We start from the raw sequence: 25647 nt of genomic DNA on the forward strand, positions 1-25647 counted from the left end.
CGCCCGGGCCGGCGACGTTCCCGCCCGTGCCGTGGAGGCCACGGCGCAGGAGCCCGGGCGACCGGGCCGGACCCGGAGGCACCGCCCATGCGCGCAGCCCGGCACCACACCTACGGCGACCCCGACGTCCTCACGGTCGAGGACGCCCCCGAGCCCCACGCGGGCCCGGGCCGCATCCGGGTCCGCGTGCGGGCGGCCAGCGTCAACGCGTTCGACTGGAAGCTCCGGGCGGGCTGGTTCCAGGAGCGCATGCGGCTCGACCTCCCGGCGATCCCCGGCAAGGACGCGGCCGGCGTCGTCGACGAGGTCGGCGAGGGCGTCACGGGCGTGCAGGTCGGCGACCGGGTGTTCGGACTCGGCGACGCGACCACCGCCGATCACGCGGTGCTGAGCACGTGGGCTGCCGCCCCGGACGCGTGGTCGGACGAGCAGGCCGGCGCCGCGGGCCTCGTGGCCGCGACCGCCGGGGCCGTGCTCGACGCGCTCGGGGACCTCGACGGGAGGACGGTGCTCGTCGAGGGTGCGGCCGGCGGCGTCGGGAGCGCAGCCGTCGAGCTCGCCGTCGCCCGGGGTGCGCGCGTCATCGGCACCGCGAGCGAGCGCAACCACGAGTTCCTGCGCTCCCTCGGCGCGACGCCGACGGTCTACGGCGACGGGCTGGCGGAGCGCGTGGCGGCGCTGGCTCCGGGCGGCGTCGACGCCGCGCTCGACACCGCGGGCTCGGGGTCGCTCGCGGAGATCGTGGCGATCGTCGGCGACCCGGCGAGGGTCGCGACCGTCGCCGACTTCGGTGGCGGCCGGCTCGGGGTGACCGTCACCGGCTCCGACGACGCGTCCGCCGCGACTCTCGAGGCCGCCGCCGAGGCCGGGGCGCGCGGGACCTACACGCCGCGCGTCGAGGCAGCGTTCCCGCTCGACCGGGTCGCGGAGGCCCACGCGCACGCCCAGGGCGGGCACACGCAGGGCAAGCTCGTCGTCACGCTCTGACGCACGGCCGGACGGCCCCGCCCCCGGCTGTGCGCCGGCCGCGGGGGTCGTGCGCGTCCGACGGGCAGCCGCCGGCGCCCGTCCGGACCCGTGACCGCAGTGCGCCGGCTCGAGCGTCGAGCGTCAGCGCGTCTCGAACGCCCGCGCCATCGCCCGCTGCTCCTCGAGCACCTGGCTCATCCGCGTCTGCACCTCGTCCATCCGCCCGATCGTCGCGGTGATGGCCTGGATGCCGCGCGCGACCGTCGCGGTGTTCGTCTGGATGTCCTCGACGCGCTCGCCGACGCGCCCGGTGGCCACGGTCGTCTCGCCCGCGAGCTCCTTGACCTCGGTCGCCACGACCGCGAACCCGCGCCCGGCCTGGCCGGCGCGCGCCGCCTCGATGGTCGCGTTGAGCGCGAGCAGGTTCGTCTGGTCGGCGATGGAGGTGATGACGCGGATGACGTCGCCGATCGCGGCCGAAGCGTCGCTGAGCGCCTGCACCTCGCCCGCGATCGCGGACGCCTGCGCGACGGCGTCGAGCGCGACGGCACCGGCCTCCGCGGCGCTCGCGGACAGCTGCTCGACGCTGCCCAGCAGCTCGGTCGCCGCGACCGACTCGCGCGCGGCGCGCCGCAGGATGTCGAGGCGCTGCGACACGAGGCGCGCGACGTTGCGCAGCGCGCCCCGGCGGCTGCCGGACAGCTCGATCGTCTCGGTCGCGAAGAAGTCCATCGTCCCGATGACCGCGCCGTCGACGATGATGGGCAGGCACACGCCCGAGCGCACGCCGGCCCGCTGCGCCGCGGGGGCGCGCACGCAGTCGGTCAGCTCACCGAGGTCCGGGACGAAGACGAGGTCACGCGCTCGCCACGCGCGCCCGGAGAGCCCGACGCCCTCCGCGAAGCTCGCACCGAGGGTGACGCGCCGGAACTCGTCCCCGGCGGTGCCCGACTCGACCGAGAACCGCAGCACGCGCGCCGCGGGGTCGAGCGCCCAGAACGACCCGTACGCCCATCCGAACTCGGACCGCACCGCGTCGAGGGCGGTCTGCACGGCGGACTGCTCGTCGAGCTGCGACCCGACCTCGGCGACGACCGTCGTGACGGCCATCTGGTCGCGGGCCGCCTCCTCGAGCGTCTCGGCGGACTCGAGCATCGCGAGCGTCTGCGAGACGACCTGCGCGAGCGCCCGGAGCACCGCCGGGCGGGTGGCGCTCGTCGTGCCCGGCCGGGACGAGAGGAAGTCCATCATCATGACGACGCGGCCGTCGCGGCGGATCGGCAGCGCCATCGCGCCCCGGGCGCCGGCCCGCAGGCTCGCCTCGCCGCGCGCGCAGTTGGCCGGGTGGTCGCCGAGCTCGACGAGGTCCACGATCTCGTCGCTCGCGAGCGCGACGCCGCACAGCCCGAACCCGCGCGTCATGCGGTGCGTCGTCGTCATCCGGGTGAGGTCCGCGCCGAGCGAGCCGGTCTGCGCGGCGAGCTCGAGCTCGTCGGACCCCTCGCGCACGCGCCACGCCGACGCGTAGTCGAACCCGAACCCGCTCCGGACGCTCTCGAGCACCGCCTCGACCCCGGCGCACGACGAGCCGACCTCGCCCAGCTTCTCGACGACGGCGCCGAGCGCGTCGACCTCGGCCGAGGTCCGCCGCGCGTCCTCGTGCGCCGCCGCCTGCGGCTTCCGCCTCGTGAGCACGCCCACCGGGTCCCCCTGTCGTCGCGGCAGGGCGTGGCGCCCTGTCCTCGCCAGGGCGCGGTGCCGTGGCGCCTGCCCATCGGCGGCCGGGCGGCGCATGTGAGGTGCTGGCCCCAGCGGGCCCTGCGCGCCCGCCGCGCCGACCCGGTGGCGGCCCGTGTGCACGGGTGCCCGGGGGCCGACGCGACGTGCGCTCCCGGTCCGGCCGTGCGGTCACGGCCGGCGGGCTCGCACCCCGAAGCCGGGCGGCTCGGCGACGTCGGCGAGGTCGACGAACCCGGCGCCGCCGAGCGCGGCGCGCACGCGCGGGACGACGCGGTCCGCCGGGGTGGGTCCGCCGGCGCCGTAGAGCACGTGGAGCACCGCCCCGGGGCTGAGCACGCGGTGCAGCACGGCGGCCTCGGCGGGTGCGTCGTCGACCCAGAAGACGTTGACGTCGACGGTGAGCGCCACGTCGACGCGGCCGCCGAGCGCCCCCGTCACGTCCGCCGGGTCGAGGTCCGCGAGCGCCCGCCCGAGCACCGCGAGGCGGCCGGCCTCGACGTGCGGCGCGTTCCGCTCGGCGGTCGCCCGCGTCGCGGTGGGGGAGCGGTCGACGGCGAGCAGCCGGCCTGTCGTCAGGGCCGCGCAGATCAGCCCGGCGGACACCCCGGGGCCACCGCCGACCTCGAGCACGTGCTCTCCGCCGCAGAGCCCGAGGCGGTCGACGGCCCAGCGCACGCGCTCGGGGACGTTCATGCGTCCGGTGTACCGCCCAGGTCTCACCCGGCGCCAGGTATCTCGCGGGCCGCGCCCGCCTCCTCCTGGGGTGCCGGGCTCGTTCTGCCGGGGGGCGCACGGGCCCGGCAGCCAGGTCACCCGGCGCGCCTGCTGCGGCGGCACCGGGTCGCAGGACCGCGCGGGGGGCGGCACGGTCGCCCGTCGCCGCGGGGGTCAGTCGGCTCCCGCGGCGCGGGCGAACCGTGCGGAGAGCTCGCGGGCCGCGTCGCGCAGCTCGGGCGGGCCCAGGATCTCGACCTCGCAGCCGAACATCCCGAGGTAGGCGGCGAGCCCGCCCCACGACCACGAGCCACTGACGACCCGGCAGCGGTCGGGGCCCAGCGGCTCGACGACGGACTGGCCCCAGGCCCACCGGGCGATGGTGTCGGCCGGTGCGTGCAGCACGGCCTCGCCCGTGCACGCCCAGCCCGTCCCCGCGAAGCGCTGCGCGACGAAGCCGGCGACGTCGCCGCCGGGCAGCTCGCGCGGCGTGAAGCGCGGGCCCGTGGGCGTGCGGGGCGTCAGGCGGTCGACGCGGAACGTGCGCCAGTCGGCGCGGTCGAGGTCCCACGCGACGAGGTACCAGCGCCCGCCCCACGTCACGAGGTGGTGCGGCTCGACGCGGCGTGGCGGCACGGGCGCCGGGTCGGCCGGGCCCCGGTCGGCGCGGTCGGTCGGGGTGCCGTCGCCGCTCGGCTCGGCCAGGTCGCGCGGGACGGCGTAGTCGAGGCGCAGCACCTCGCGGGCGCGCACCGCGGCGCCCACGGCGACGAGGACGTCGGCGTCGACGCTCGTGCGTGCGGCGCCGGGCCGGCTGACCGCGGTGACCTGGAGCGCGTCGACCCGGGTCCGCAGCCGCGCGGGCATGACCTGGCGGACGGTCGTGAGCGCGCGCAGGGCCGCGTCGTCGACCCCGTCGACCCCGGTGTGCGCGGTCTGCAGCGCGACGGAGACGGCGACGGCCTGCTCGTCGTCGAGCAGGAGCGGCGGCATCTCGGCCCCGGCGCCGAGCCGGTACCCCCCGTCGGGTCCCTTGGTCGCGCGCACCGGGTAGCCGAGGCCGCGCAGGCGGTCGACGTCGCGCCGGACCGTGCGTGGGCTCACGCCGAGGCGCCCGGCGAGCGCGTCGCCCGGCCAGTCGCGGCGCGACTGCAGGAGCGAGAGCAGCGTCAGCAGCCGGGCGGAGGGGTTCGCGGCCTCGGTGGTCATGTGCCCATCATGCGTCCGGTAGCGGACAGGATCCGGCCGCTTCTGCCGAGAGAGTGGGGCGTGCCGGCACCACCCGACACCGCTGTGAAGGAGCACCATGATCCGCACGAGAGGGCTCACCAAGGACTTCCCCGTGAGCCGCACCGAGACCGTGCACGCGGTCCGGGGCATCGACCTCGACGTCGCGCCCGGCGAGCTCGTGGCCGTGCTCGGCCCGAACGGCGCGGGGAAGACGACCACGATCCGCCTGCTCACGACCCTGATCCGGCCGACCGCCGGCACGGCCGAGGTCGCCGGCCACGACGTCGTCGCGGCGCCCGAGAAGGTCCGGCGCAGCATCGGCTACGTCGGCCAGGGCAACGGCGCGGGCCACCAGCAGCGCGTCCGCGACGAGCTGGCGACGCAGGGCGCGATCTACGGCCTCGACCGGCGCTCCGCGGCGCGGCGCGCCGACGACCTGCTCGACGCCCTCGACCTCACCGAGCTCGCGCGGCGCAAGGTCGCCGACCTCTCCGGCGGTCAGCGGCGGCGGCTCGACGTCGCCCTCGGGCTCGTGCACGCGCCCGGCCTGCTGTTCCTCGACGAGCCGTCGACGGGCCTCGACCCGCACAACCGCGCGAACCTCTGGGAGCACGTCGCCCGCCTGCGCGCCGAGCACGGCATGACAATCGTGCTGACGACGCACTACCTCGACGAGGCCGACCAGATGGCCGAGCGCGTCGTCGTCGTCGACCACGGCCAGGTCATCGCCGACGACACGCCGGCCGCGCTCAAGCGGGACCTCGCGGGCGACCGGGTGAGGGTCCGGGTGCCCGACGTCGGCGACGCCGCGATCGTGGCCGCCCTCGTCGAGCGGGTCCCCGGCGCGCGGGAGGTCACGGTGCGGGGGGCCGAGGTCGCCGCACGGGTCGGCGACGGCGCCGGTGCGGTCCCCGGGCTCGTGCGCGCCGCCGCCGACGCGGGCGTACTGCTCGCCGCCGCGGAGTCGGTCACGCCGACGCTCGACGACGTCTTCCTCGCGCTCACCGGGCGCACCCTGCGCGAGAGCGCCGCGGCGCCCGCGCCGACCTCCACCGACGGCTCGACCAGCAGCGACGTGCGCGTCGCCCGGAAGGACGCAGCATGAGCACCCCGACCACGACCCCCACCTCGACGGTCCCCGACCCCGGCGCCCTGTCCGCGGGTACCGCCGCACCCCGGACGGCCGCGCGGCGCAGCTGGACCGGTGACGTCGTGCTCGTCATGACGCGCGAGCTCCGGCCCCTCGTCCGCGAGCCGTTCACCGTCGTGTTCGGCCTCGTGCAGCCGATCGTCTTCCTCGCGCTGTTCGGGCCGCTGCTCGCCGGGTCGGTCGGCGCCGGGCTGCCCGGCGGCGACGTGTGGCTGTGGTTCGTCCCGTCGATCCTCGTGATGACGACCCTGTTCGGGTCGTCGACGACCGGGTCGAACCTGCAGTTCGAGATGCAGACCGGCGCGCACGAGCGCCTGCTCGTGACCCCGCTGCCGCGCTCGGCGCAGCTCGTCGGGCGCTCGCTCAAGGAGATGGTGCCGATCGTCGTGCAGTCGCTCGTCGTGATCGCCGTGATGCTGCCGTTCGGGTTCGCGCCCGACGCCCTCGGTGCGGTCCTCGGGCTCGTGCTGATCGCCGTGCTGGGGGTCGGCCTCGGGTCGCTCTCCTACGCGCTCGCGATCGCCGTGCGGTCCAACGAGTGGATGTTCTGGGTCGTCCAGCAGACCGTGCTGTTCCCCGCGCTGATCCTCTCGGGGATGCTGCTGCCGCTCGAGGCGGGCCCCCGGTGGATGCAGGTTGCCGCGCAGGTGAACCCGATCTCCTACGTCGTGGACGCCGAGCGTGCGCTGTTCGCAGGGGACCTGGGCTCGACGACCGTGCTGTGGGGTGCCGTCGCGGCGCTCGCGACGGCGGCCCTCGGGCTCTGGGTCGGCGTCCGGACGATCGTGCGCAGCACCGACTGAGGGGCGACGCGCCGCGAGGCCGACGCGCCGACGGGCTGGCGCGTCGGCCTCGACGCGCGCAGGATGAATGCGACACACCGGGCGGTCGTGACCTGCGCTGCGACCGCTCGCCGCACGGAGCAGGGGGGCTCATGAACGCACGAGTTCGGACCACGGCGCGTCGGATCGGGCGGGGAGCTCGCGTCGGTGCGGGCCTGACCGTGGCTCTCGCCGCGACCCTCGCGCTCTCGGGCGCCGCGCCGGCCGTCGAGCCGCGGGCGACCGAGTCGGCCGTGCGCGACGGGTCGCTCTCGGCGGCCCCGAAGCCGTCCGCGTCGCCCACGCCGTCGCCGTCCCGGACCCGCGCCCCGCGCGTCGCCGTCGACGACGAGGACCTGCTGCCGCCCGACACGGAGGACGTGGCCCCGGACCCGCGGGCCGACCGCTCCCCGCGCGCCGGCACGTCGCCCCGCTCCGGCACGCAGGCCCGGCCCGGGAAGTCGACGACGAAGGGGAAGTCCACCACCGGACGGACGCCGAACCGCGGCACGGCGCAGCGCGGGTCCACGCCGAAGAACACCGCCAAGCCGTCCGCGAGCCCGACGGCAACCCCGGCGCCCACCGCGTCGCCGTCGCCGACCGCGTCCCCGACTGCCAGCCCGACACCGACCCCCACCCCGACCGGGTCGCCCACGCCGACGCCGACGCCGACCCCCACCCCGACGCCACCGGTGACCGGTCCGGTCGTGCTGCCCGGCGGGGTCTCCGGGCTCCCGTTCGGCGTCTGCGGCTCGCTCGTCGCCGAGGCGCCCAGCAACCCGACGGTCGGCCGCGACACGCTGGCGTTCGCGTTCACCGCCGCGATCCCGACGCCGGCGCCGACCCCCGCCCCGACGGCGACCCCGACGGGCACCCCCGCCGCCACGCCGGCCGTCGCCGCGACGGGGACGGGCACGCCCGCCGCCACCGAGACGCCGGCCGCCACGGACACGCCGACGCCCACCCCGACGCCGACCGGCACCCCGACGCCGACGCCCCCGCCGACCCTCCTCGCCGGCCAGCCGCTCACCCTCACCACCGACTACCGGTGGACGCTCCCGCAGCACCGGCTGCGCTCGCTCCTGCCGGAGCACGGCGCACGCGTCGCGGTCAGCAAGGACGGCGTCGTCGTCGCGACCGGCTACCTCGACGACGGCACGGGCGTCCCGCGCACGGACCAGCGCCGCGTCCTGAGCACCCAGCAGCTCACCGGCACGCTCCCGCTCACGGTCTGCGCGCCGGACGGCGAGCCGGGTGACGTCACGGCCGGGCGCGACCTGCCCACGGGCGACTACGAGGTCCACGCGGTGCTCGACTACCTCGGCGTGCCGTTCGCGTTCCCCGACCCGCTCGGGGCCGACCCGCTCGAGGGTCAGCCCGCCGGCGACCTCGTGTCGGACCCGGGGGCGTGGGGCGCGACGCTCGTGTCGACGACGTCGGTGCGGTTCACGATCTCCTGACCTCCGCCCGCCCGGGCGGCCGGCACCGGCACGTCCGCGGCGCCGGCTGGGTCAGCGGCCCGCGGTGAACGTGGCGGCGACCTCGAGGAGCAGGCGGGCGCCGAAGCCGGTGGCGCCCTTGGTGCGCCACGCGTCGTCGGTCTCCGAGCGCATGGTGCCGGCGATGTCGAGGTGCGCCCACGGCACGTCGCCGACCCACTCGGCGAGGAACAGCGCCGCGGTGATCGCCCCGGCGTGCTCGCCGCCGAGGTTCTTGATGTCGGCGACCTCCGAGTCGAGCTGGCGGCGGTACCGCCGGTCGAGCGGCAGGCGCCAGACCCGCTCGTCGGTCCGTGCGGCGGCGGCCTGGACGAGCCCGACGAGGTCGTCGTCGTTGCCGAACACCCCCGCCGTGAGGGTGCCCAACGCAGCGAGGCAGGCACCTGTGAGGGTGGCGACGTCGATGATCGCGTCGACGTCGTCCTCGCGCGCCAGGGCGATGGCGTCGGCCATCACGAGCCGTCCCTCGGCGTCGGTGTTGACGACCTCGATGGTGCGCCCGCTGCGCGTGGTCAGGATGTCGCCGAGCTTCGTCGCCGAGCCGGAGGGCATGTTGTCGGTGCACGCCAGGTAGGCGCTCACGGACACGGGGACCTCGAGGTCGCGGAGCGCGGTCATCGCCGCGAGCACCGCACCCGCGCCGGTCATGTCCGCCTTCATCGCGGCGTGCATCGCGTTCGAGGGCTTGAGGCTGATGCCGCCGGAGTCGTAGGTGATGCCCTTGCCGACGAGGCCCAGGTGACCGCGCGAGCCGCCGGCCGGGGTGTGGCGCAGCACGACCATGCGGGGCTCGACGACCGACCCGGCGTTGACCCCGAGCAGACCCCCGCAGCCGAGCTCGACGAGCGCGGCCTTGTCGAGCACGCGGACGTCGAGCCCGTGCTCCGCCGCGAGCCGGACCGCGACGTCCGCGAGGTCCGGCGCGGTGAGGTGGCTCGCCGGGGTGCTCGCGAGGTCCCGGGACAGGCTGGCGGCGCGTGCGAGGACGAGCCCGCGGTCGGCCCCGCGCCGGGCGTCGTCCGCGTCCGCGTCGTCGACCAGCAGCACGATCTCGCGGACGGGCACGGCGTCCGGCTCCGACCGCAGGACGTCGTACCGGTAGCGGCCGAGCAGGACGCCCTCGACGACGGCCTGCGCGGCGCCCTCGACCGACGGCCCTGCCGCGGCCAGGTCGGTCGTGAGCACCGCGTCCCGCCCGGCGGCCCGCGCGAACGCCGCGGCCGCGTCGCGCACGGCGGCCTCGTCCGGGGCGTCCCCGACCCCGGTCGCGATCACCGCGCCACCCTCGCGGGGCAGGATGAGCGTCTCGCCGACCCCGGCCTTGAAGCCCCACTCGACGAGCCCGGTGCGGTCGAGCGGGATCCCGGACGGGACGTCGCCGGTCGCGGTCACGGCCAGCCCGAGGGCGCGCCCCGGATCGGTCCCGGGCGGCGCCACCCGGACGGAGACCGCGTCGAGCAGCGCGCGTGAGGGCGTCGGGTCGAAGGTCATGTCGTGCTCCTCAGGTCGGCCAGATGACGGGGACGAGCACGATCGCGACGACGAACCAGGCGAGCGTCGTGACCAGGCCCAGCTTCCAGTAGTCGGAGAACCGGTAGCCGCCCGAGCCCATGACGATCATGTTGGCGGGGGTGGCGATCGGGGTCAGGAAGGAGGCGGCGCCGGCCACCGCGACGAGCATGAGGACGGGCGCGACGGCGATCCCCGCCTCCTCGGCCATCGCGACGGCGACCGGGACGACGATGAGCACGGTCGCGGTGTTGTTGACGACCTGCCCGAGCAGCACCGTGAGCACGAACAGCGCCGTCAGGACCACGCGCGGGCTGCTGTCCCCGACCGCGCCGATGAGCCACCCTGCGACGAGGTCGGCGGCCCCGCTCGAGGAGATCGCCACCGAGAGCGGGATGAGCCCGCCGACGAGCACGACCGTCTGCCACGAGACGGCCCGGTACGCCTGCGGCACGCCGACGACCCCGGTCACGACCATCGCCGTCGCTCCGACGAGGGCGGCGACCGCGGGCGGGACCGCTCCGCTGGCCAGCAGGCCCACGGTGGCGACGAACACGGCGATCGCCCGCCACGCCTTCGCGCCCAGCGCCACGGTCTGCCGGCGGACCAGGGCCGGGTCGTCCGTCACGAGGACGTCCGCGTCGCCGGCCAGCGCCTCGACCGCCGGCCACGCGCCGTGCACCAGCAGCGCGTCGCCCTCGGCGAGGTGCACGCGCCGCGCGCCCACGTCGCGACCGAGCCGGCGCACCCCGAGGACGGTGACCCCGGACCGCACCACGCCCGGGAAGACGACCTCTCCCAGGAGCCGCGACCGGGGACGCACGACGAGCTCCGCGACGCCGACCTCCCGCCCGAGCAGCGCCTCCCGGGTCTGCCGCGTCAGTGGCGTCGTCGCGACGGCGAGCGCGTGGCCCTCGACGAGCGTCGCTATCCCCGCGTTCTCGCCGCTGACCACCACGACGTCCCCGACCTGCAGGTCGGCCCCGGCTCGGCGGGGCCGCCCGATCCGTGCTGGACCCCGATCAGGGTCACGCCCGCCGGGACGTCGACCGCGGCGCACGGCCGCCCGACCACGTCGGACCCCGCCTGCACGCGCAGCCGGAAGAACCCGACGTCGAGCGCGTAGTGCTCGACGAGCGTCTCCACGTGACGGGAGAAGTCGGCGGGCAGGACCGAGGGGGTCCGCTCGGGGAGCAGCCGGCGCCCCGCGACCAGGGCCACCGCGACCGTCACGACCACGAGCGGCAGCCCCACGAGCCCGAACTCGAAGAACCCGAAGCGCTCACCGGTCGTCTCGGCGAGCGCGTCGGACACGATGACGTTGACCGTGCTCCCGGACAGCACCAGCAGGGCCCCGGCGCTCGCCGCGAACGCCAACGGCATCAGCAGCTGCGAGACGCTGTGCCCGGACCGCCGCGCGGCGAGCACGACGACCGGCAGCAGCGCGGCCGCAGCGCCGTTGGGCGTCACGAGGGCGGCCATCACGGCCGCCATCGCCATGAGCCCGACGAGGAGCTGGCTGCGGTCGTCGCCGGCACGGGTCATGAGCTGCTTGCCCGCCCAGGCGGTGACCCCGGACGACTCCAGGCCCTCGCTCAGGACGAAGAGCGACGCGATGAAGACCACGACCGGGTCCCCGAACCCCGCGAGGGCCTGCTCCGCCGTGAGCAGGCCCGTGACGTACAGGCTCAACGCCGTCAGGATCGCCACCACGCCGACGGGCAGCCGGTTCCACACGAACAGCACCACGCACGCCGCGAGGACCACCAGGCTGGTCGTCGCGTCCGACATGGTGGCCCTTCTGTGCTCGGCCGGCGTGCGCGAATTGGCCCCACGCTAAAGCACGTCCGCCCGCGCGTCACGGGTGGGGTCGCTCGCACCGTGCGCTCCGTCGGTCGTCCGCAGAGATTCCCGGGAATCACCGCCCGAAAGGGCGGGCCCGCGCTGCGGCGGCGCTGTTACGTTCGTTTCGGCTGAACCGTCCTGGACATGGAGGAGGCCTTCGTGCGCGCTGCAGTCGAGGGCCGGTCGAGAGCACCGTGATGCCGACGGCGGCTGCGGGGGAGCGGACGAATCTGCGCGTCCTGGGCGTCCCGCCACCCCGTCTGCCACCGCCGACCCTGACCGGAGCGCGTCGTCGTGCTAACCCGGGAATTGCGCTCACGAGCTGATTTCTCGGGTCGGCCCAGCGCGCTCCGGGAAGAATGCCGGGAACACCTACGTCCCCGCGACCCGGGCTCGGGTCGTACGACGCATGGAAGCGCGGCGGGGAATACGACCTCGGCAGATTTCACCGACCCGCCGACCGGAATCGGGCCGACCGACGTGCCGCCCCTTTCCGCACAGCAGCAAACCCCGGAGCCGTGCCGCCCGCCTCGTCGCCATCGTGGGTACCGGCCGCCGGACAGCCGCCCGAAGGAGCCGTCATGAGCACCGCACGGACCGCGCGACCCGCCACGCCGACCCCGACCGGGCGACCGCGCGCGCGACGGCTGCTCGGCACCGCGGCGCTGCCGCTCGTCGTCGTCGTGCTGCTCGCGGCCTGCGCGTCCGCCTCGGGGTCGACCGCAGGGGACGAGCTCGCCGGCCGGAGCTTCGAGTCGACGGACGTCGAGGGCCGCACCCTCGTCGAGGGCACGGTCATCACGCTGATCGTGCGTTCCGACGGGGTGAGCGTGAACGCCGGCTGCAACACGCTCTTCGGGGACGCGACGTGGGACGACGGCGTCCTGCGGGCGCCCCAGCTCGCGAGCACGATGATGGCCTGCGACGCGGATCTCATGGACCAGGACCAGTGGCTCGTCGCCCTGCTCGAGGGCTCGGTGCCGTACGAGCTCGACGGCGACACGCTGACGCTCGGCGCGGCGGGCGAGCGGATCACGCTGACGGACGTGACGGCGTGAACCCCGTCCTGGCGTTCGTCGTGGTCATGGCCGTGTGGACGGTGAGCGACGTCGTCGCCAAGAAGACCCGGTCGCTGCTGTCGTCGTTGTTCGTCGCGTCGGTGATCTTCCTCGTCGGGTTCCTCACCGACGTGTTCCCGACGACCTGCTCTCGAGCTCCGCGCTGCTCGGGCTCGGCGGGGTGGTGGTCGGGTTCATCATCGTGCACCTCGGCACGCTGATCAGCATCGACGACTTCCGCCGGCAGTGGCGCACGCTCATCGTCGGCATCGTCACGGTGCTCGGCATCGGGGTCGCGCTGCTCGCGGCCGCCGCGCTCTTCGGCGACCGGGCGCCCGGCGGCTACGAGGGGGTCGCGAGCGCGCTGGACTTCGTGATCGCCGGCACGGGGGCCCTGAGCGGCGGGACGATCTCGGTGCTGATCGTGCAGGAGGCGGCGCTCGGCTACGGGCTGACGGCGGTCGCGATCTTCCCGGTGCTCATCGCCGCGCTGCAGGGCCTCGTCGGCTTCCCGCTGACGTCGGTGATCCTCCGTCGCGAGGCCCAGCGCCTCAAGCAGGAGTACCGCGCGGGCGACCTCCGGCCGGCCGCCGCCGTCGACGCGCGGGCCGAGACGGCCACCCGGCTCCCGGCAGCGCTCCGCACCACCGCGGGCACGCTGCTCGTCATCGGCCTCGTCGTCCTGGTGTCGATCGGGGTGAACGACCTCACGGACGGCGTGCTCAACACGTTCGTCGTCGCGCTGCTGCTCGGGATCACGCTGCGTGCGACCGGGGTCCTCAAGCCGTCGACGCTCGCGGGCATCGACGCGCTCGGGCTCATGATGATCTCGATCCTCATCCTGGTGTTCGCGCCGCTCGCCGGGGTGTCGCCGGCCGACGTGCGTGCGCTCGCGCTCCCGCTGCTGCTCGCCTTCGTGTTCGGGCTCGCCGGGATCGCGCTGTTCGCCGGGGTGACCGGCAAGCTCCTCGGGTACAGCGTGCCGATGTCGATCGGCATCGGGCTCACCGCCCTCTACGGGTTCCCCGGCACCCTGATCCTCAGCCAGGAGGCCGCGCGGGGTGCGGGCGAGACCCCGCAGGAGGTCGCGGCCATCGAGGGCGACATCCTGCCCAAGATGATCGTCGCGGGCTTCTCCACCGTCACGATCACGTCCGTGGTGGTGACGAGCATGATCGCGGGCGGGATCGGCCGGTAGCAGGGCGCGCGACGCCCGCGCACCGCCCGCGCGACGCCGGCGGACCGTGTGCCGAATGATGGGCGCATGAGCACCCCCTACCGCGTCATGACTGTCTGCACGGGCAACATCTGCCGCTCGCCGATGGCGGAGGTCGTGCTGCGCTCCCGGTTCGAGGACGCGGGGCTCGGCGACCGGGTCGTCGTCGACTCGACGGGGATCAGCAACGAGGAGCACGGCAACCCGATCGACCGGCGCGCGCGTGCGGTGCTCGCGGCGCACGGGTACCCGGTGCCGCACCGGACGGCGCAGCAGGTGCGGGCCGTCGACCTGCCGGCGCGCGACCTGGTGCTCGCGATGACGTCGGTGCACGCCCGCGCGCTGCGGCGCCTCGCCGCGGACCCGCGCGTGGCCGGGCGGGTCGTGATGTACCGCTCGTTCGACCCGGCGGCGCCGCACGTGGACGACGAGACGTCCGAGCACCTGCTCGACGTCGACGACCCCTGGTACGGCGGGCCGCAGGACTTCGAGACGTGCCTCGACGTGGTCGAGGCGGCGGCGGGCGCGATCGTCGAGCACGTGCGCGAGGAGCTCGACCGGCGTGAGACGGGCACGGCGTAGCGCTTCCCGAGATGCGGCTGCGCGAGCCGCGTGCCCACGATGGGACCTGGACGCACGACCCGGCACCCCCCTCCACCACCCCAGGGAGAACCATGCGCGCAGTCGTCTACCGAGGCCCCCGTCAGGTCGAGGTCACCGAGGTCCGGGACCCGCGGATCGAGGAGCCGACCGACGCGGTCGTCCGGGTCACGACCACGAACATCTGCGGCTCGGACCTGCACATGTACGAGGGCCGGACGACCGTCGAGGAGGGCAAGGTCCTCGGGCACGAGAACATGGGCGTCGTCGAGGAGGTCGGCCCCGCGGTCACGCGCATCAAGGTCGGCGACCGGGTCAGCGTGCCGTTCAACATCGCGTGCGGAACCTGCCGGAACTGCCTGCAGGGCTGGACGTCGTTCTGCACGCGTACCAACCCGACCGAGGGCGTCGACGGCGCGGCGTACGGCTACGCGAACATGGGCCCGTACGACGGCGGCCAGGCCGAGTACCTGCGCGTGCCGTTCGCGGACGTGAACCTGCTCGAGCTGCCCACGGGCACCGAGCACGAGAACGACTTCACGATGCTGAGCGACATCTTCCCGACCGGCTGGCACGGCACGGTGCTCGCCGGCCTGCAGCCGGGGGACGACGTCGCGGTGTACGGCGCGGGGCCCGTCGGGCTGATGGCCGCGCACAGCGCGCTGATCCGCGGCGCGGCGCGCGTGTTCGTCGTCGACAAGGAGCCGGACCGCCTCGCGCTCGCGGCGAGCATCGGCGCGGTGCCGGTCGACTTCTCCCAGGGCGACCCCGTCGAGCAGGTGCTCGACGCGACGCAGGGCCGGGGCACCGACTGCGGCGTCGAGGCCGTCGGCTACCAGGCGCACGACCACTCGGGCGAGGAGCACCCCGAGCTCGTGCTCGACAACCTCGTGCAGACGGTCCGCACGACGGGCGGCATCGGCGTCGTCGGCGTGTACGTCCCCGAGGACCCGGGCGCGCAGGACGAGGGCGCGCAGCAGGGGCGGGTCGGGTTCGACTACGGCACGTTCTTCACCAAGGGCCAGCACATGGGCACGGGCCAGGCGCCGGTCATGCGCTACAACCGCCAGCTGCGCGACCTCATCGTCGCCGGCCGCGCCACGCCGTCGTTCATCGTGTCGCACGAGCTGGGGCTCGACGAGGCCGTGCACGGCTACGACCAGTTCGACAGGCGCGTCGACGGCTGGACCAAGGTGCTGCTGCGGCCGGGGCAGGCCGCATGACCGGCGCGAGCAGGGCCGCCGCGGTGAGCTGGCAGGGCGACGACGGGTCGGGCTCGAGCGGGCAGGCGACCGACCAGCCCGTCGCGACCCTCGAGCTCGTGCACGCGTTCGAGGGCCCGATGCCGACGGGCGTCACGGTCTCGGCGCAGGGCCGCGTCTTCGTCAACTACCCGCTGTGGGGCGACGAGGTCCCGGCGACCGTCACCGAGCTGCGCGACGGGGTCGCCGTCGCGTACCCGGACGAGGCGTGGAACTCGCCGTCGGGCGACGACGACGCCGGGGCGTTCGTGTCCGTGCAGAGCGTCGTCGTGGACCCGGCGGACCGGCTGTGGGTGCTCGACACGGGCAGCCCGCTGTTCCAGCCGACGAAGCCCGGCGGCCCCAAGCTCGTGTGCGTCGACCTCGCGACCGACGAGGTCGTCCAGGTGATCACGTTCGACCCGTCGGTCGCGCTGCCGAGCACCTACCTCAACGACGTGCGGTTCGACCTGCGCCGCGGCGACGCGGGCACCGCGTTCATCACCGACTCCTCGGACTCGGGGCCGAACGCGATCATCGTCGTCGACCTCGCCACCGGCGAGGCGTGGCGCCGCCTGCACGAGCACGCGTCGACCAAGGCGCTGCCGTGGAGCGAGTTCCGGCCCGTCGTCGAGGGCCGGCCGATGGTCCAGCAGCCGTCGCCCGACGAGGACCCGCAGCCCGTCGCGATGGGCGCCGACGGCATCGCGATCAGCCACGACGGCGAGCGCCTGCTGTACTGCCCGCTCGCGTCGCGGCGGCTGTGGAGCGTCTCGGTCGACGCGCTCGTCGACCGCACGCTCGACGACGCCGCGGTCGCGGCCACGGTGGTCGACGAGGGCGACAAGGGCACGGGCGCCGACGGCCTCGAGACCGACGACCGGGGTCGCGTCTACGTCACCGCGTACGAGCACGACGCCGTCCTGCGGCGGCTGCCCGACGGGTCCTACGAGACGCTCGTGCACGACCCCCGGCTGCTCTGGCCGGACACGATGTCGGTCGCCGCCGACGGCCACCTCTACGTCACGGCCAACCAGCTGCACCGCCAGGCGACCTACCAGCGCGGCGAGGACCTGCGGAGCAAGCCGTACGCGCTGTTCCGCACGCCCGTCGACGCCGGGCCGGTGCGGCTCGTCGGGGGCGACCCGGCGTGACCGCGCCCGGTGCCTGGCGCCCGCGCACGCCCCCGCCGGGCGGGCGTGCGGCCGTCGAGCCGCAGCCCGGCCAGGAGTCGGTGTGGGACTACCCGCGCCCGCCGCGCGTCGAGCCGAGCGACGAGCACGTCGTCGTCCTGCTCGGGGCGTCCGTCGTCGCGGACACCCGCCGCAGCCTGCGCGTGCTCGAGACGTCGCACCCGCCGGCGTACTACCTGCACCCCGACGACGTCGCGCCCGCCGCCCTCGTCCCGGTTCCCGGCGCGACGTCGTGGTGCGAGTTCAAGGGCCGCGCGACGTACTGGGACGTCGTCGGGCACGACGACGCCGGTCGCGAGGTGCGCGCTCGGCAGGCCGCGTGGGGCTACGCGTCGCCGAGCCGCGGGTACGAGCAGCTCGCCGGGTACGTCGCGCTGTACCCGGGCCGCATGACCCGCTGCACGGTCGACGACGAGGTCGTCGAGGCGCAGGAGGGCGACTTCTACGGCGGCTGGCGCACGAGCCGGGTCGTCGGACCGTTCAAGGGAGCGGACGGCACGCGCGGCTGGTGACGGTGCGGCCGATGCGCTCGCACCCGCAGCCCTGGCGGACGCCTAGCGTGGGCCTGTGACGTCGACCGCGGGCTTCTCGGGCCGGAGCGGTGGCCGCGCCGTGCGCCCGACGCGCCGCCGGCTCCTGACGGCCGTGGTGTGGGTCGCGGTCGCGGTGTCGGCGTGGTTCGCTGTCGAACTGCTGCTGGGGCACGTCGACTGGCGTGCCGTGCGCGCGTCGCTCGGTCTCGTCTCCGTACCGTCCGCTGTCGTCCTCGTGGTGCTGCTGCTCGTGCGCCAGGTGCTCAGCGCGGCGCCCCTCGCCTACTACGTCCCGGGCCTCTCGCTGGTGCGTTCCGTCCAGAGCGACCTGACCGCGAGCCTGCTGGCGACGTTCGCCCCGACACCCTCGGACATCGTGGTCCGCGTCGCGATGTTCCGGTCGTGGGGTCTCGACCCCGTCATGGGCCTGGCGGGCAGCGCCATCAACTCGGTGAAGTTCTACACGATCCGGTTCGGTGCGCCGCTGCTCGGCCTGGTCCTCCTCGTGCCGCGCGGCGCGGACGTGGGGACGGTGTGGCCGGCGTTGGCCTCTGCCCTGGTCGCGGCCGTGCTGCTGACCGCGTTGCTGCTGCTCGCACGCGCGGACCACCTCGCCGCCTGGCTGGGCCGGACGGCCGCGCGGGCGGTGCGCCGGTTCCACCGTGCCGCCGACCCCGAGCGGTGGGCGTCGGTTCTGGTCGAGACGCGCGCCAACGCGGAGCGCGGGCTGCGGCGCGGGCTCGTGCCGTCGATGGTCGCCCTGACGGGCATGGTGCTCGCCGAGGGCGTGCTGCTCGTCGTCGCGCTGCGAGCCGTCGGTGTCGGGGCGGCCGAGCTGCCCTCCGTGGAGATCGTCGGACTCTTCCTGCTCCTGTTCGTCGTCACCGCCCTGCCGCTGTACGGGCTGGGGGTCCTCGACGCCCTGCTCGTGGCGGCGTGGGTCTCGGCGACGAGCCCCCAGCTCGAGCCGGAGCTGATCGCCGGCACCGTCGTGTGGCGTGTCGTGACGCTGGCGGGCATCTACGTGCTCGGGCTGGGAAGCCTCGCGCAGTGGCGCTGGGAGGAGCGAGGGCGCTGAGCCCTCGGCGCTGTCAGCGGCCGCGCGTGCGTCGCCGTCGCCTGCTCAGGGCGCCGATCACGGCGCCGGCGAGCGTGGTGAGGAAGAGGACGAACCAGAGCGGTGACGTCATCTCCAGGAACAGCAGGTGGATGCTCACGCGCTGGCGGTTCTGCGCGATCAGGGAGACGACGAGCAGCACCAACAGGAGGACGACCCAGTTGGAGAGCGCGCGCCGGCCCATCGTGCTCCAGCGCGAGGGAGGGGTGACGTTCGAGCTCATGGTGCGCCTCTCGGTCGGTCGGCTGCGGGCCGAGCCACGGGCAGCCAAGCCGACGCCGGCGACCAGGGCGGCGACCCCGGTCGCCAGCGTCGGCTCGATGACCGGGGCGAAGGCGGGCGAGTGGTTCGACGGGAGCCCGTGCGCCACCCGCTGCATCTCCTCGATGCTCGTGGCGTGGGCGACGTCACCGGCCCCCCGCGGGTGCCGGGTCCGGGATCTCGCCGGGCCGGTACCGGGGCAGCCGACTCGCGGGGACGATGGCGGTCGCGCTCACGCCGGCCAGGACGAGCAGCCCGAGCCGCAGAGCGTCCAGGCGTGCCGCCTCGTTGACGGCGACGGCGGCCTCGACCTGCCGCTCGGTGGCGTCCGTGCCGGCGAGGACGGTGCGCAGGTCGTCGTTGCTGACGAAGTTGACGGCGTCCAGGTCGACCTGGGCGACGAGCGCGGGCGGCAGCTCGACGTTCTCGACCACGGCACGCCCGACGTTCGCGGAGAGGATCGTGACGAGCAGCGCACCGGCCAGCGCCGTCCCGACGGCCGAGGCGAGGTTCTGCGTGGTGCCCCGGATCGAGCCGACGTCACCGGCGAGCGACTTCGGCGCGGCGGTCACGAGCACGTTGAAGACCAGCGTCACGAGCGAGCCCAGCCCGACGCCGAAGACGACCAGTCCGAGGATCGTCGGGAGGGTCTCCCAGTTGTTCGTCACGACGAACGACAGCCAGACGAGGGCCGCCGTGGTGAGGGCGAAGCCGACGACGCCGATGGTGCGCGGCGGGTAGCGCCGGTAGAAGCGCACGACGAGCGTCGCGGTGACGAACACGGTGAGGTTGAACGGCATCATCGCCAGCGCGGTGTCGAACGGGGTGCGACCCTGCACGATCTGGATGTACAGCGGGACGGTGAAGTTCAGTGCCGCCTCGAGGGCGACGACGACGAACATCGCGTACACCGCGGCGCGCTCGCTGGCTCGTGCGAGGACGCTGAGATCGACCAGGGGAACCCTCCCTGCGGCCGTGCGGCGCCGGGTCCACGCGAAGAACGCCTGGCCGAGGACGAGCCCGGTCAGCACCAGCACCGGGGCGGGTGACAGGCCGCCGAGGTCGAACGGGGCGGCGGGCGAGGCGTAGAACATCCCCCAGGCGTTGAGGTTGTTGAACCCGAGGGTCAGGAGCACGACGGCGGCGCCGATGATCGCGGCCGCCACGAGGTCGATGCGGACACCCGGGTCGCCCCGGTCGGCGCGCAGCCGGACGCTGAACGCGAGCACCGCGACCGCGAGCGCGAGGACGACCCCGAAGACGGGTCGCCAGCCCACGAACGTGCCGAGCGCACCACCGATGAAGAACGCGCTCACCCCGGAGACCGCCCGGGCCGAGCCGAGCGACCCGACCGCGGTCGCCTGCTGCGACCCGCGGTAGTTCTCGGCGATGAGGGCCACCAGCGAGGGGACGATGATGGCCGCGGAGGCGCCGGCCACGGCTTGACCGGCGATCGCCCAGCCGACGGTCGGGGAGAAGATCATCAGCAGCGCCGAGCCGGCGAACGTGCCCACGGTGATCCGGAAGACGGTCACCCACCCGATCCGCTGGCCGAGCTTGGCGCCGGTCATGACCAGCGCGGCGACCACGAGCCCGTACACGACGATCGTCGAGCTCACGACGGTCGGCGGGACCCCGAAGTCCTCGACCATGCCCCCCAGCGACACCGGCAGCGCGGCGACGTTGAACGACATCAGCACCTGGGCCAGGAACAGGCTCACCATGGGGAGCCAGGACCGGCGTTCCTCGACCGGCGTGGCGGCGGGCGTCGGCGTCGTGCCGGTGGTCTCGCTCGTGCTCATGCGCTGTGCTCCACCCCGTCGGGCACGCCGGTCGCCGCAGCCTGCGCCGCGGACGCGAAGATGTTGAGACCGAGCGCCCGCGACAGGTACGCGGTCGCGTGCCGGCCGCGGACACTGTTGCCGGCAGGGTCCAGACGCGGGGAGAACGTGCCGATCGCGCCCTTGCCCGGTGCGATCGCGACGATCCCCCCGGTGACGCCCGACTTCGCGGGCAGGCCGATCTCGAACAGCCACTCCCCGGAGCGCTCGTACATCCCGGTCGAGGCGAGCACCGCGAGCGTGTCCCGGCAGACCTGCGCCGACACGACGCGTTCCCCGGTGACCGGGTTCACCCCTCCGTCGGCGAGCGTGGCCCCCATGACCGCGAGATCGCGGGCGTCGACCCGCAGCGCGCACTGGCGGGTGTAGACGTCGACCACCTCGAGGGGGTCCAGGTCGATGCGCCCGTAGCTCTGCAGGAGGCGCGCGATCGCCTTGTTGCGCGCGTTCGTCGCCGACTCCGAGCGGTACACCTCGCCGTCGAGCTCGAGCTGACGGCCGGCGAACCGCGACAGCCCGGTGCGGACGTTCTCCCACTGCTCCGCGAACGACGCGCCCGGCATGAGGGCCGTCGTGGCCAGCGCGCCGGCGTTGACCATCGGGTTCATCGGGTGCCCGTCGTTGAGCTCGACCGCGATCACGGAGTTGAACGCCAGGCCGGTGTTGTCGACCCCGACGCGCTCGCGCACCACCTCGTGCCCGTGCTCCTCGCACACGAGCGCGTAGACGAACGCCTTCGAGATCGACTGGACCGAGAACTCGTACGAGGTCTCCCCGACCTCGTGCACGGCTCCGCTCACCTCCGCGACGCACACCCCGAACAGGGCGGGGTCGACTTCCGCGAGCACCGGGATGTAGGTGGCCACGGCGCCCTCGTCGTCGTGCCGGAACCGTGCGTGCGCCGAGCGCGCCAGCTCCTCGACCCGGTCCCAGGCGGGCAGCGACCCGGTGGAGACCTCCTGCTCGACCTCGTCAGACACCGTCTTCACGCGGGACCCCGATGCGGAGGGAACTCGATACTCGCGATGCTGCCACGCGACCGTGCGCGCCGGATAGTGCCCGGCGGCGCGGGGGGTGGTGTCGTGGTGCAGGCGTGCGAGCCGGTGCGGTCGGCGCGCGGTCAGCCCGCGTTGCGCAGCAGGAACTCGGTCTCCGTGTCGCGGCCCATCGTCGGATCAGGACCGACCCGGCTCTCCTGCGTGGTGATCGTGTCCTCGAGCGCGACGCGCTCCGGCAGCTGCGTGTAGTCCACGACGTCCGACTGCGCCTCGGGCTGGTCCACGACGACTCCTGACGACGGAGGGTGCTGGTCCGGCCGACAGTACCGGGGGCGGTCGCGCGCGCACCTCAGACAGCGATCCGGTAGCGCCGGACGTCCTGGTCGCCGGCGTGCGGGCCGCCCTCAAGCAGGCCGCCGAGCGCCTCGATCGTCGCGGCGGAGGCGGTGTTGCTGCGCTCGCAGACGAGCAGCACCTGGTCCAGCCCCTGCGCGGCGGCCTCGGTCAGCATCTGACCCAGTGCCCAGCGCGCGACGCCCTGCCGTCGCGCGGAGGGGCGGACGCCGAACCCGATGTGGCCCAGGCGCTGCACGACGTCGTGAGGGCCGGTGCGCAGAGCGATCCCGCCCAGCACCGTCTGGCCCTCCACGATCCAGCGGTACGTGGGCCTCGTCGCACCGGGGTCGACTCGTCCCGCCGGTGCGGACTCGCCGGTCAGCCGGGCCACCCACGTGCGGAAACCCGCGTCGGACCCCACCTCGTCGGACGGCCTCAGACCGAAGCCGTCCTCGTGCAGGCCCGGCCCCCACTCCTCGTGGGCTGCGCGCCAGGAGGCGTGAAGCGCGGTCGTCGGTTCGATCAGCGCCGGCATCCGGCCACGGTACCGAGCACGGTGGGCGGGCGTCCGGCGTCCGGCGTCCGGCGTGCAGCGTGGCGAGGGGTCGGACGTCTGCCGGTCAGCGAGGGAGGCGGACGAGCCCGGCGTCCCGTCAGGTCCGACGACGGTGCGTCGCCCTGGCCGACCGTTGTCCGGGCCCCGGCCGGCGCCTAGCGTTCGAGTCGTGCCCTGCCGCCTCGCCGCCGTCGCGTTCGACGCCCACGACCCGGCGCGAGTGGCGGCCTTCTGGGGCCGGGTGCTGGGCCGCGAGCCGGTCGAGGACGCTCACGGGGTCCTGCTGACGGGGCCCGACACCCAGGTCGGGCTCCGGTTCGTCCCGAGCGGCTCGACGAAGGCCGGGCAGAACCGCATCCACCTGCACCTCACGAGCACCACCCCCGACGACCAGCAGGACGTGGTGAGGCGCGCGCTCGCACTCGGTGCCCGTCACCTGGACGTGGGGCAGCGCCCCGAGGAGGGGCACGTCGTGCTCGCCGACCCGGAGGGCAACGCGCTCTGCGTGATCGAGCCCGGCAACGCCTTCCTCGCCGGGTGCGGGTTCCTCGGGGAGGTTGCCTGCGAGGGGACGCGGGACGTCGGCGTCTTCTGGGCGGCGGCGCTCGGCTGGCCCCTGGTGTGGGACCAGCAGGAGGAGACCGCGGTCCAGTCGCCGGAGGGCGGCACCAAGGTCGCGTGGGGCGGCCCGCCCGTGCCGGAGCGGCACGGCAGGAACCGGCAGAGGCTCGAGCTCGCGCTGGTGGGGGATCCCGCGGGCGCCGGTCCGGCCGGCGCAGGCGCGGCCGGGGACGCGCTCGCGGCCGAGGTCGAGCGGCTGGTCGGGCTCGGCGCGACCCGGATCGGCAGCGTCGAGGACGGCGCCGTCGAGCTCGCCGACCCCGACGGCAACGAGCTCCGCCTCAGCCCTCCGCGGTGATCCGGACGATGACGCGCGGCTTCTGGCGCCGCGCGGCGAGGCGCTCGACGAGCATGAACGCCCGGTACTCGAGGCCGTAGCGGTCCTGGAACAGGTCCGAGAGGCGCGCGACCTCGGTGGGGTCCGTGACGAGCTCGGCGTCGCCCGGGACGGGGACCGCGCCGTCGGGCACGGAGCCGCTGCGGCTGCACGGGCGGAGCTCGACGCGCGCGGTGTGCCGCAGCCGCTTGACCTTGCCGCTGTCGTCGGGCGTCGTGACGAGCAGCGTGTCGCCGTCGCGGACGACCCACACGGGCGTCGAGACGGGCTCGCCCGTGCGGCGGAACGTCGTGAGCGACACGAACCGCTCGTCGCCGAGCGCGGTGAAGGCGTGGGTGGGCAGGCTCGTCATGGGGTGGGATCCCTCGTCGTCGCGGCAGGGAGAGCAGCCTCGCGAGGTGTCCCTGTGCGACGAGCGTGCCACGGCGTGCGCGTCCCGGCCCGGTGACGAGGCGGGGGCGCCGGACGGCACGCCGTCGTCGCTCCGGCAGCGTGCGGCCCGCCGCGACCTCCGCCTCTCCTAGGCTGTCCACGAGAGCGCGGCGACCCCGCGCTGCACCTGCCGGGAGGACGGCCACGATGGCGACGAACCCGCGGATCGCGCCGATCGAGCGCGCGACGCAGCGGCCGTGGGACGAGTGGCTGCGGTTCATGGACGCGATCGGCGCCGCGGACCTCGACCACGGGCGGATCGCGCAGCACGTGCACGACGAGCTGGCGCGTACGGGGACGGAGAGCGCCGGCTGGTGGGCGCAGTCCGTCACGGTCGCCTACGAGCAGCACGTCGGCCGGCGTCTGCCCGGGCAGCAGCCCGACGGGACGTTCCAGGCGAGCATGAGCCGCACGACCCCGCTCGCGATGGCCGAGCTGCTCGAGCGGTGGACGGCGTTCGCCGCCGCGGACCCGGAGCTGCAGGCCCTCGCCGCGGGGGAGCCGCGGCTCAGCGGGACCGAGCGGCGGATGCACTGGCGCAGCAGGGCCGGCGACGGGTACGCCGTCGCGGTCGCGAGCGAGCCGAGGGCGGGCGGGGCGGCGACGCTCGTCGTGACGCTCACCGGGCTGCCGTCGCCCGGGGCGAGCACCGAGGCGCGCGAGCGCTGGACCGCCGCCGTCACCCGGTTCCTGGGCACGGTCTGACGGCAGCGACGGGGTCGCGAGAGGAGCGGGACCGGGGCGGGACGCGGGAGCCGGGGAGCCGGCGCCGCCAGCACGACAGGACGTCCGTGCCGCACGAGGCGCGGAGCGAGCGAGAGGGAGACATGGACATCCTCATCACCGGCGGCGCCGGGTTCATCGGGAGCACCATCGCGTCGGCGGCGCTCGACGCGGGCCACCGGCCGATCGTCCTCGACAACCTCGTCACCGGCCGCCGCGAGTTCACCGCGGGGCGGGTGTTCTACGAGGGCGACATCTCCGACCGCGCGCTCGTGCACCGTGTCTTCGACGAGAACCCGGACATCGCCGCCGTCGTGCACTGCGCGGCCCTCATCGTGGTGCCCGACTCGGTCGCGCACCCGATCGACTACTACCGCGCCAACGTCACCAAGACGATCGACCTCGTCGAGACCGTGGTCGAGCGCGGCTGCCGCCGGCTGATCTTCAGCAGCTCCGCGTCGATGTACCGGCCGAGCGACGACTTCAGCGTCGACGAGTCCTCGCCGCTCGCCCCGACCAGCCCGTACGCGCGCACCAAGATGGTCGTCGAGGGCGTGCTCGAGGACATCGCGGCCGCGACCGACCTGCGCGTGCTCTCGCTGCGGTACTTCAACCCGATCGGCGCCGACCCGCAGCTGCGCACCGGCCTGCAGCTCGCCGCCCCGAGCCACGCGCTCGGCCAGCTCGTCGACCGGCACCGCGCGGGGCAGCCGTTCGCGCTCACCGGGGTCGACTACGACACGCGCGACGGCTCGGGCATCCGCGACTACGTGCACGTGTGGGACCTCGCGCTCGCGCACGTCGCGGCGCTCGAGCGGTTCGACGACGCCCTCGCGGGGGACCGGCACGCGGTCGTCAACCTCGGCACGGGCACGGGGACGACCGTCAAGGAGCTCGTCGCCGCGTTCGAGGAGGTCACCGGCGACCGCGTCGAGGTCGTCGAGCACCCGCGCCGGCCCGGGGACTCCGCGGGCGCCTACACCCGCAGCGACCGGGCGCGCGAGGTGCTCGGCTGGGAGGCGCGGCGGTCGGTGCAGGACGGCATCGCGGACTCCCTCGCGTGGTTCGAGAAGCGCGGCACGGTGCTGCCGGACCTCGCGGGCTGAG

Annotated in this window: 26 protein-coding genes and 1 pseudogene; 15 read left to right on the forward strand and 12 right to left on the reverse strand. The window is 75.0% G+C overall.

The features are described from left to right. Positions 1-87 precede the first annotated feature (87 nt). Entirely contained in the window at positions 88-987 is a 900-nt protein-coding gene (locus tag NXY84_RS00755) for an NADP-dependent oxidoreductase (protein WP_258725258.1), read from the forward strand. Positions 988-1227: 240 nt separating this feature from the next. Here NXY84_RS00755 and NXY84_RS00760 read toward each other — a convergent pair. The 3 genes and pseudogenes from NXY84_RS00760 to NXY84_RS00770 form a co-directional block, all read right to left on the reverse strand. Further along, positions 1228-2664, reverse strand: a pseudogene (locus NXY84_RS00760) (methyl-accepting chemotaxis protein); the annotation flags it as partial. A 213-nt stretch (positions 2665-2877) separates the two neighbouring features. Next, positions 2878-3402, reverse strand: a complete 525-nt coding sequence (locus NXY84_RS00765) for a class I SAM-dependent methyltransferase (RefSeq protein WP_258725261.1) — start codon at positions 3400-3402, stop codon at positions 2878-2880. 195 nt (positions 3403-3597) lie between these two features. Continuing rightward, positions 3598-4632 carry a helix-turn-helix transcriptional regulator gene (locus NXY84_RS00770; protein WP_258725262.1) on the reverse strand — a complete coding sequence of 345 codons (1035 nt, stop codon included), beginning with the start codon at positions 4630-4632 and terminating at the stop codon, positions 3598-3600. A gap of 97 nt (positions 4633-4729) precedes the next feature. On the opposite strand from NXY84_RS00770, the gene NXY84_RS00775 reads away from it, so the two are divergent. From NXY84_RS00775 to NXY84_RS00785, 3 genes are all read left to right on the forward strand, one after another. Continuing rightward, a complete protein-coding gene (locus NXY84_RS00775) occupies positions 4730-5758 on the forward strand; it encodes an ATP-binding cassette domain-containing protein (RefSeq protein ID WP_258725264.1) in 1029 nt (342 codons plus the stop codon). Next, positions 5755-6606, forward strand: coding sequence for an ABC transporter permease (locus NXY84_RS00780; protein WP_396126356.1), 852 nt, complete (start codon positions 5755-5757; stop codon positions 6604-6606). The genes NXY84_RS00775 and NXY84_RS00780 overlap by 4 nt, the downstream gene beginning before the upstream one ends. Before the next feature lie 131 nt (positions 6607-6737). Continuing rightward, positions 6738-8084, forward strand: coding sequence for a hypothetical protein (locus NXY84_RS00785; protein WP_258725265.1), 1347 nt, complete (start codon positions 6738-6740; stop codon positions 8082-8084). 51 nt (positions 8085-8135) lie between these two features. Here NXY84_RS00785 and NXY84_RS00790 read toward each other — a convergent pair whose 3' ends face one another. Genes NXY84_RS00790 through NXY84_RS00800 form a run of 3 tightly spaced genes read right to left on the reverse strand, consistent with a single transcriptional unit; the run spans position 8136 to position 11423 of the window. Beyond that, entirely contained in the window at positions 8136-9614 is a 1479-nt protein-coding gene (locus NXY84_RS00790) for a leucyl aminopeptidase (RefSeq protein WP_258725268.1), read from the reverse strand. Positions 9615-9624: 10 nt separating this feature from the next. Next, a complete protein-coding gene (locus NXY84_RS00795; protein WP_258725270.1) occupies positions 9625-10590 on the reverse strand; it encodes an SLC13 family permease in 966 nt (321 codons plus the stop codon). Continuing rightward, positions 10560-11423, reverse strand: coding sequence for an SLC13 family permease (locus NXY84_RS00800; RefSeq protein ID WP_258725272.1), 864 nt, complete (start codon positions 11421-11423; stop codon positions 10560-10562). Before NXY84_RS00800 ends, NXY84_RS00795 begins: the two co-directional genes overlap by 31 nt. A gap of 635 nt (positions 11424-12058) precedes the next feature. Between NXY84_RS00800 and NXY84_RS00805 the strand changes: the two genes are divergently transcribed. From NXY84_RS00805 to NXY84_RS00840, 8 genes are all read left to right on the forward strand, one after another. Further along, complete coding sequence (locus tag NXY84_RS00805) at positions 12059-12535, forward strand: META domain-containing protein (protein ID WP_258725278.1); 477 nt, start codon at positions 12059-12061, stop codon at positions 12533-12535. Beyond that, a complete protein-coding gene (locus tag NXY84_RS00810) occupies positions 12532-12756 on the forward strand; it encodes a hypothetical protein (RefSeq protein ID WP_258725279.1) in 225 nt (74 codons plus the stop codon). The genes NXY84_RS00805 and NXY84_RS00810 overlap by 4 nt, the downstream gene beginning before the upstream one ends. Then, positions 12717-13733, forward strand: a complete 1017-nt coding sequence (locus NXY84_RS00815) for a hypothetical protein (RefSeq protein ID WP_258725280.1) — start codon at positions 12717-12719, stop codon at positions 13731-13733. The genes NXY84_RS00810 and NXY84_RS00815 overlap by 40 nt, the downstream gene beginning before the upstream one ends. Before the next feature lie 66 nt (positions 13734-13799). Then, positions 13800-14333 (forward strand): low molecular weight protein-tyrosine-phosphatase, encoded by a 534-nt coding sequence (locus NXY84_RS00820; RefSeq protein WP_258725281.1) that lies wholly within the window; start codon positions 13800-13802, stop codon positions 14331-14333. Positions 14334-14425: 92 nt separating this feature from the next. Then, entirely contained in the window at positions 14426-15574 is a 1149-nt protein-coding gene (locus tag NXY84_RS00825) for a glutathione-independent formaldehyde dehydrogenase (protein ID WP_258725282.1), read from the forward strand. After that, positions 15571-16746, forward strand: coding sequence for a major royal jelly family protein (locus NXY84_RS00830; RefSeq protein ID WP_258725284.1), 1176 nt, complete (start codon positions 15571-15573; stop codon positions 16744-16746). Before NXY84_RS00825 ends, NXY84_RS00830 begins: the two co-directional genes overlap by 4 nt. Beyond that, positions 16743-17297 (forward strand): DUF427 domain-containing protein, encoded by a 555-nt coding sequence (locus tag NXY84_RS00835; RefSeq protein WP_258725286.1) that lies wholly within the window; start codon positions 16743-16745, stop codon positions 17295-17297. Before NXY84_RS00830 ends, NXY84_RS00835 begins: the two co-directional genes overlap by 4 nt. A 55-nt stretch (positions 17298-17352) precedes the next feature. Next, the gene (locus NXY84_RS00840; protein WP_258725288.1) at positions 17353-18396 is read left to right on the forward strand and encodes a hypothetical protein; all 1044 of its coding nucleotides are present in this window, start codon (positions 17353-17355) and stop codon (positions 18394-18396) included. Between the two features lie 13 nt (positions 18397-18409). Here NXY84_RS00840 and NXY84_RS00845 read toward each other — a convergent pair whose 3' ends face one another. From NXY84_RS00845 to NXY84_RS00865, 5 genes are all read right to left on the reverse strand, one after another. Then, positions 18410-18814: a LapA family protein gene (locus NXY84_RS00845; RefSeq protein ID WP_258725290.1), complete on the reverse strand. Its 405-nt coding sequence runs from the start codon at positions 18812-18814 to the stop codon at positions 18410-18412. 28 nt (positions 18815-18842) lie between these two features. Continuing rightward, a complete protein-coding gene (locus NXY84_RS00850; protein ID WP_258725292.1) occupies positions 18843-20498 on the reverse strand; it encodes an MFS transporter in 1656 nt (551 codons plus the stop codon). Then, positions 20495-21526 (reverse strand): glutaminase A, encoded by a 1032-nt coding sequence (gene glsA, locus NXY84_RS00855; protein WP_258725294.1) that lies wholly within the window; start codon positions 21524-21526, stop codon positions 20495-20497. Before glsA ends, NXY84_RS00850 begins: the two co-directional genes overlap by 4 nt. A gap of 131 nt (positions 21527-21657) precedes the next feature. Continuing rightward, positions 21658-21819 (reverse strand): heme biosynthesis protein HemY, encoded by a 162-nt coding sequence (locus NXY84_RS00860; RefSeq protein WP_258725295.1) that lies wholly within the window; start codon positions 21817-21819, stop codon positions 21658-21660. A 65-nt stretch (positions 21820-21884) separates the two neighbouring features. Next, complete coding sequence (locus NXY84_RS00865; protein ID WP_258725296.1) at positions 21885-22406, reverse strand: GNAT family N-acetyltransferase; 522 nt, start codon at positions 22404-22406, stop codon at positions 21885-21887. Positions 22407-22596: 190 nt separating this feature from the next. Here NXY84_RS00865 and NXY84_RS00870 point away from each other — a divergent pair, with 190 nt between their 5' ends. Continuing rightward, positions 22597-23346 (forward strand): VOC family protein, encoded by a 750-nt coding sequence (locus tag NXY84_RS00870; RefSeq protein WP_258725297.1) that lies wholly within the window; start codon positions 22597-22599, stop codon positions 23344-23346. Here NXY84_RS00870 and NXY84_RS00875 read toward each other — a convergent pair. Beyond that, complete coding sequence (locus NXY84_RS00875; RefSeq protein WP_258725298.1) at positions 23330-23737, reverse strand: PPOX class F420-dependent oxidoreductase; 408 nt, start codon at positions 23735-23737, stop codon at positions 23330-23332. The genes NXY84_RS00870 and NXY84_RS00875 overlap by 17 nt on opposite strands. Before the next feature lie 227 nt (positions 23738-23964). Between NXY84_RS00875 and NXY84_RS00880 the strand changes: the two genes are divergently transcribed. Further along, positions 23965-24522, forward strand: coding sequence for a hypothetical protein (locus tag NXY84_RS00880; protein ID WP_258725300.1), 558 nt, complete (start codon positions 23965-23967; stop codon positions 24520-24522). Positions 24523-24644: 122 nt separating this feature from the next. Then, positions 24645-25646 carry a UDP-glucose 4-epimerase GalE gene (gene galE, locus NXY84_RS00885; protein WP_258725301.1) on the forward strand — a complete coding sequence of 334 codons (1002 nt, stop codon included), beginning with the start codon at positions 24645-24647 and terminating at the stop codon, positions 25644-25646. Position 25647 lies beyond the last annotated feature (1 nt).

The organism is Cellulomonas sp. NS3 (assembly GCF_024757985.1).
Classification (GTDB): Bacteria; Actinomycetota; Actinomycetes; order Actinomycetales; family Cellulomonadaceae; genus Cellulomonas_A.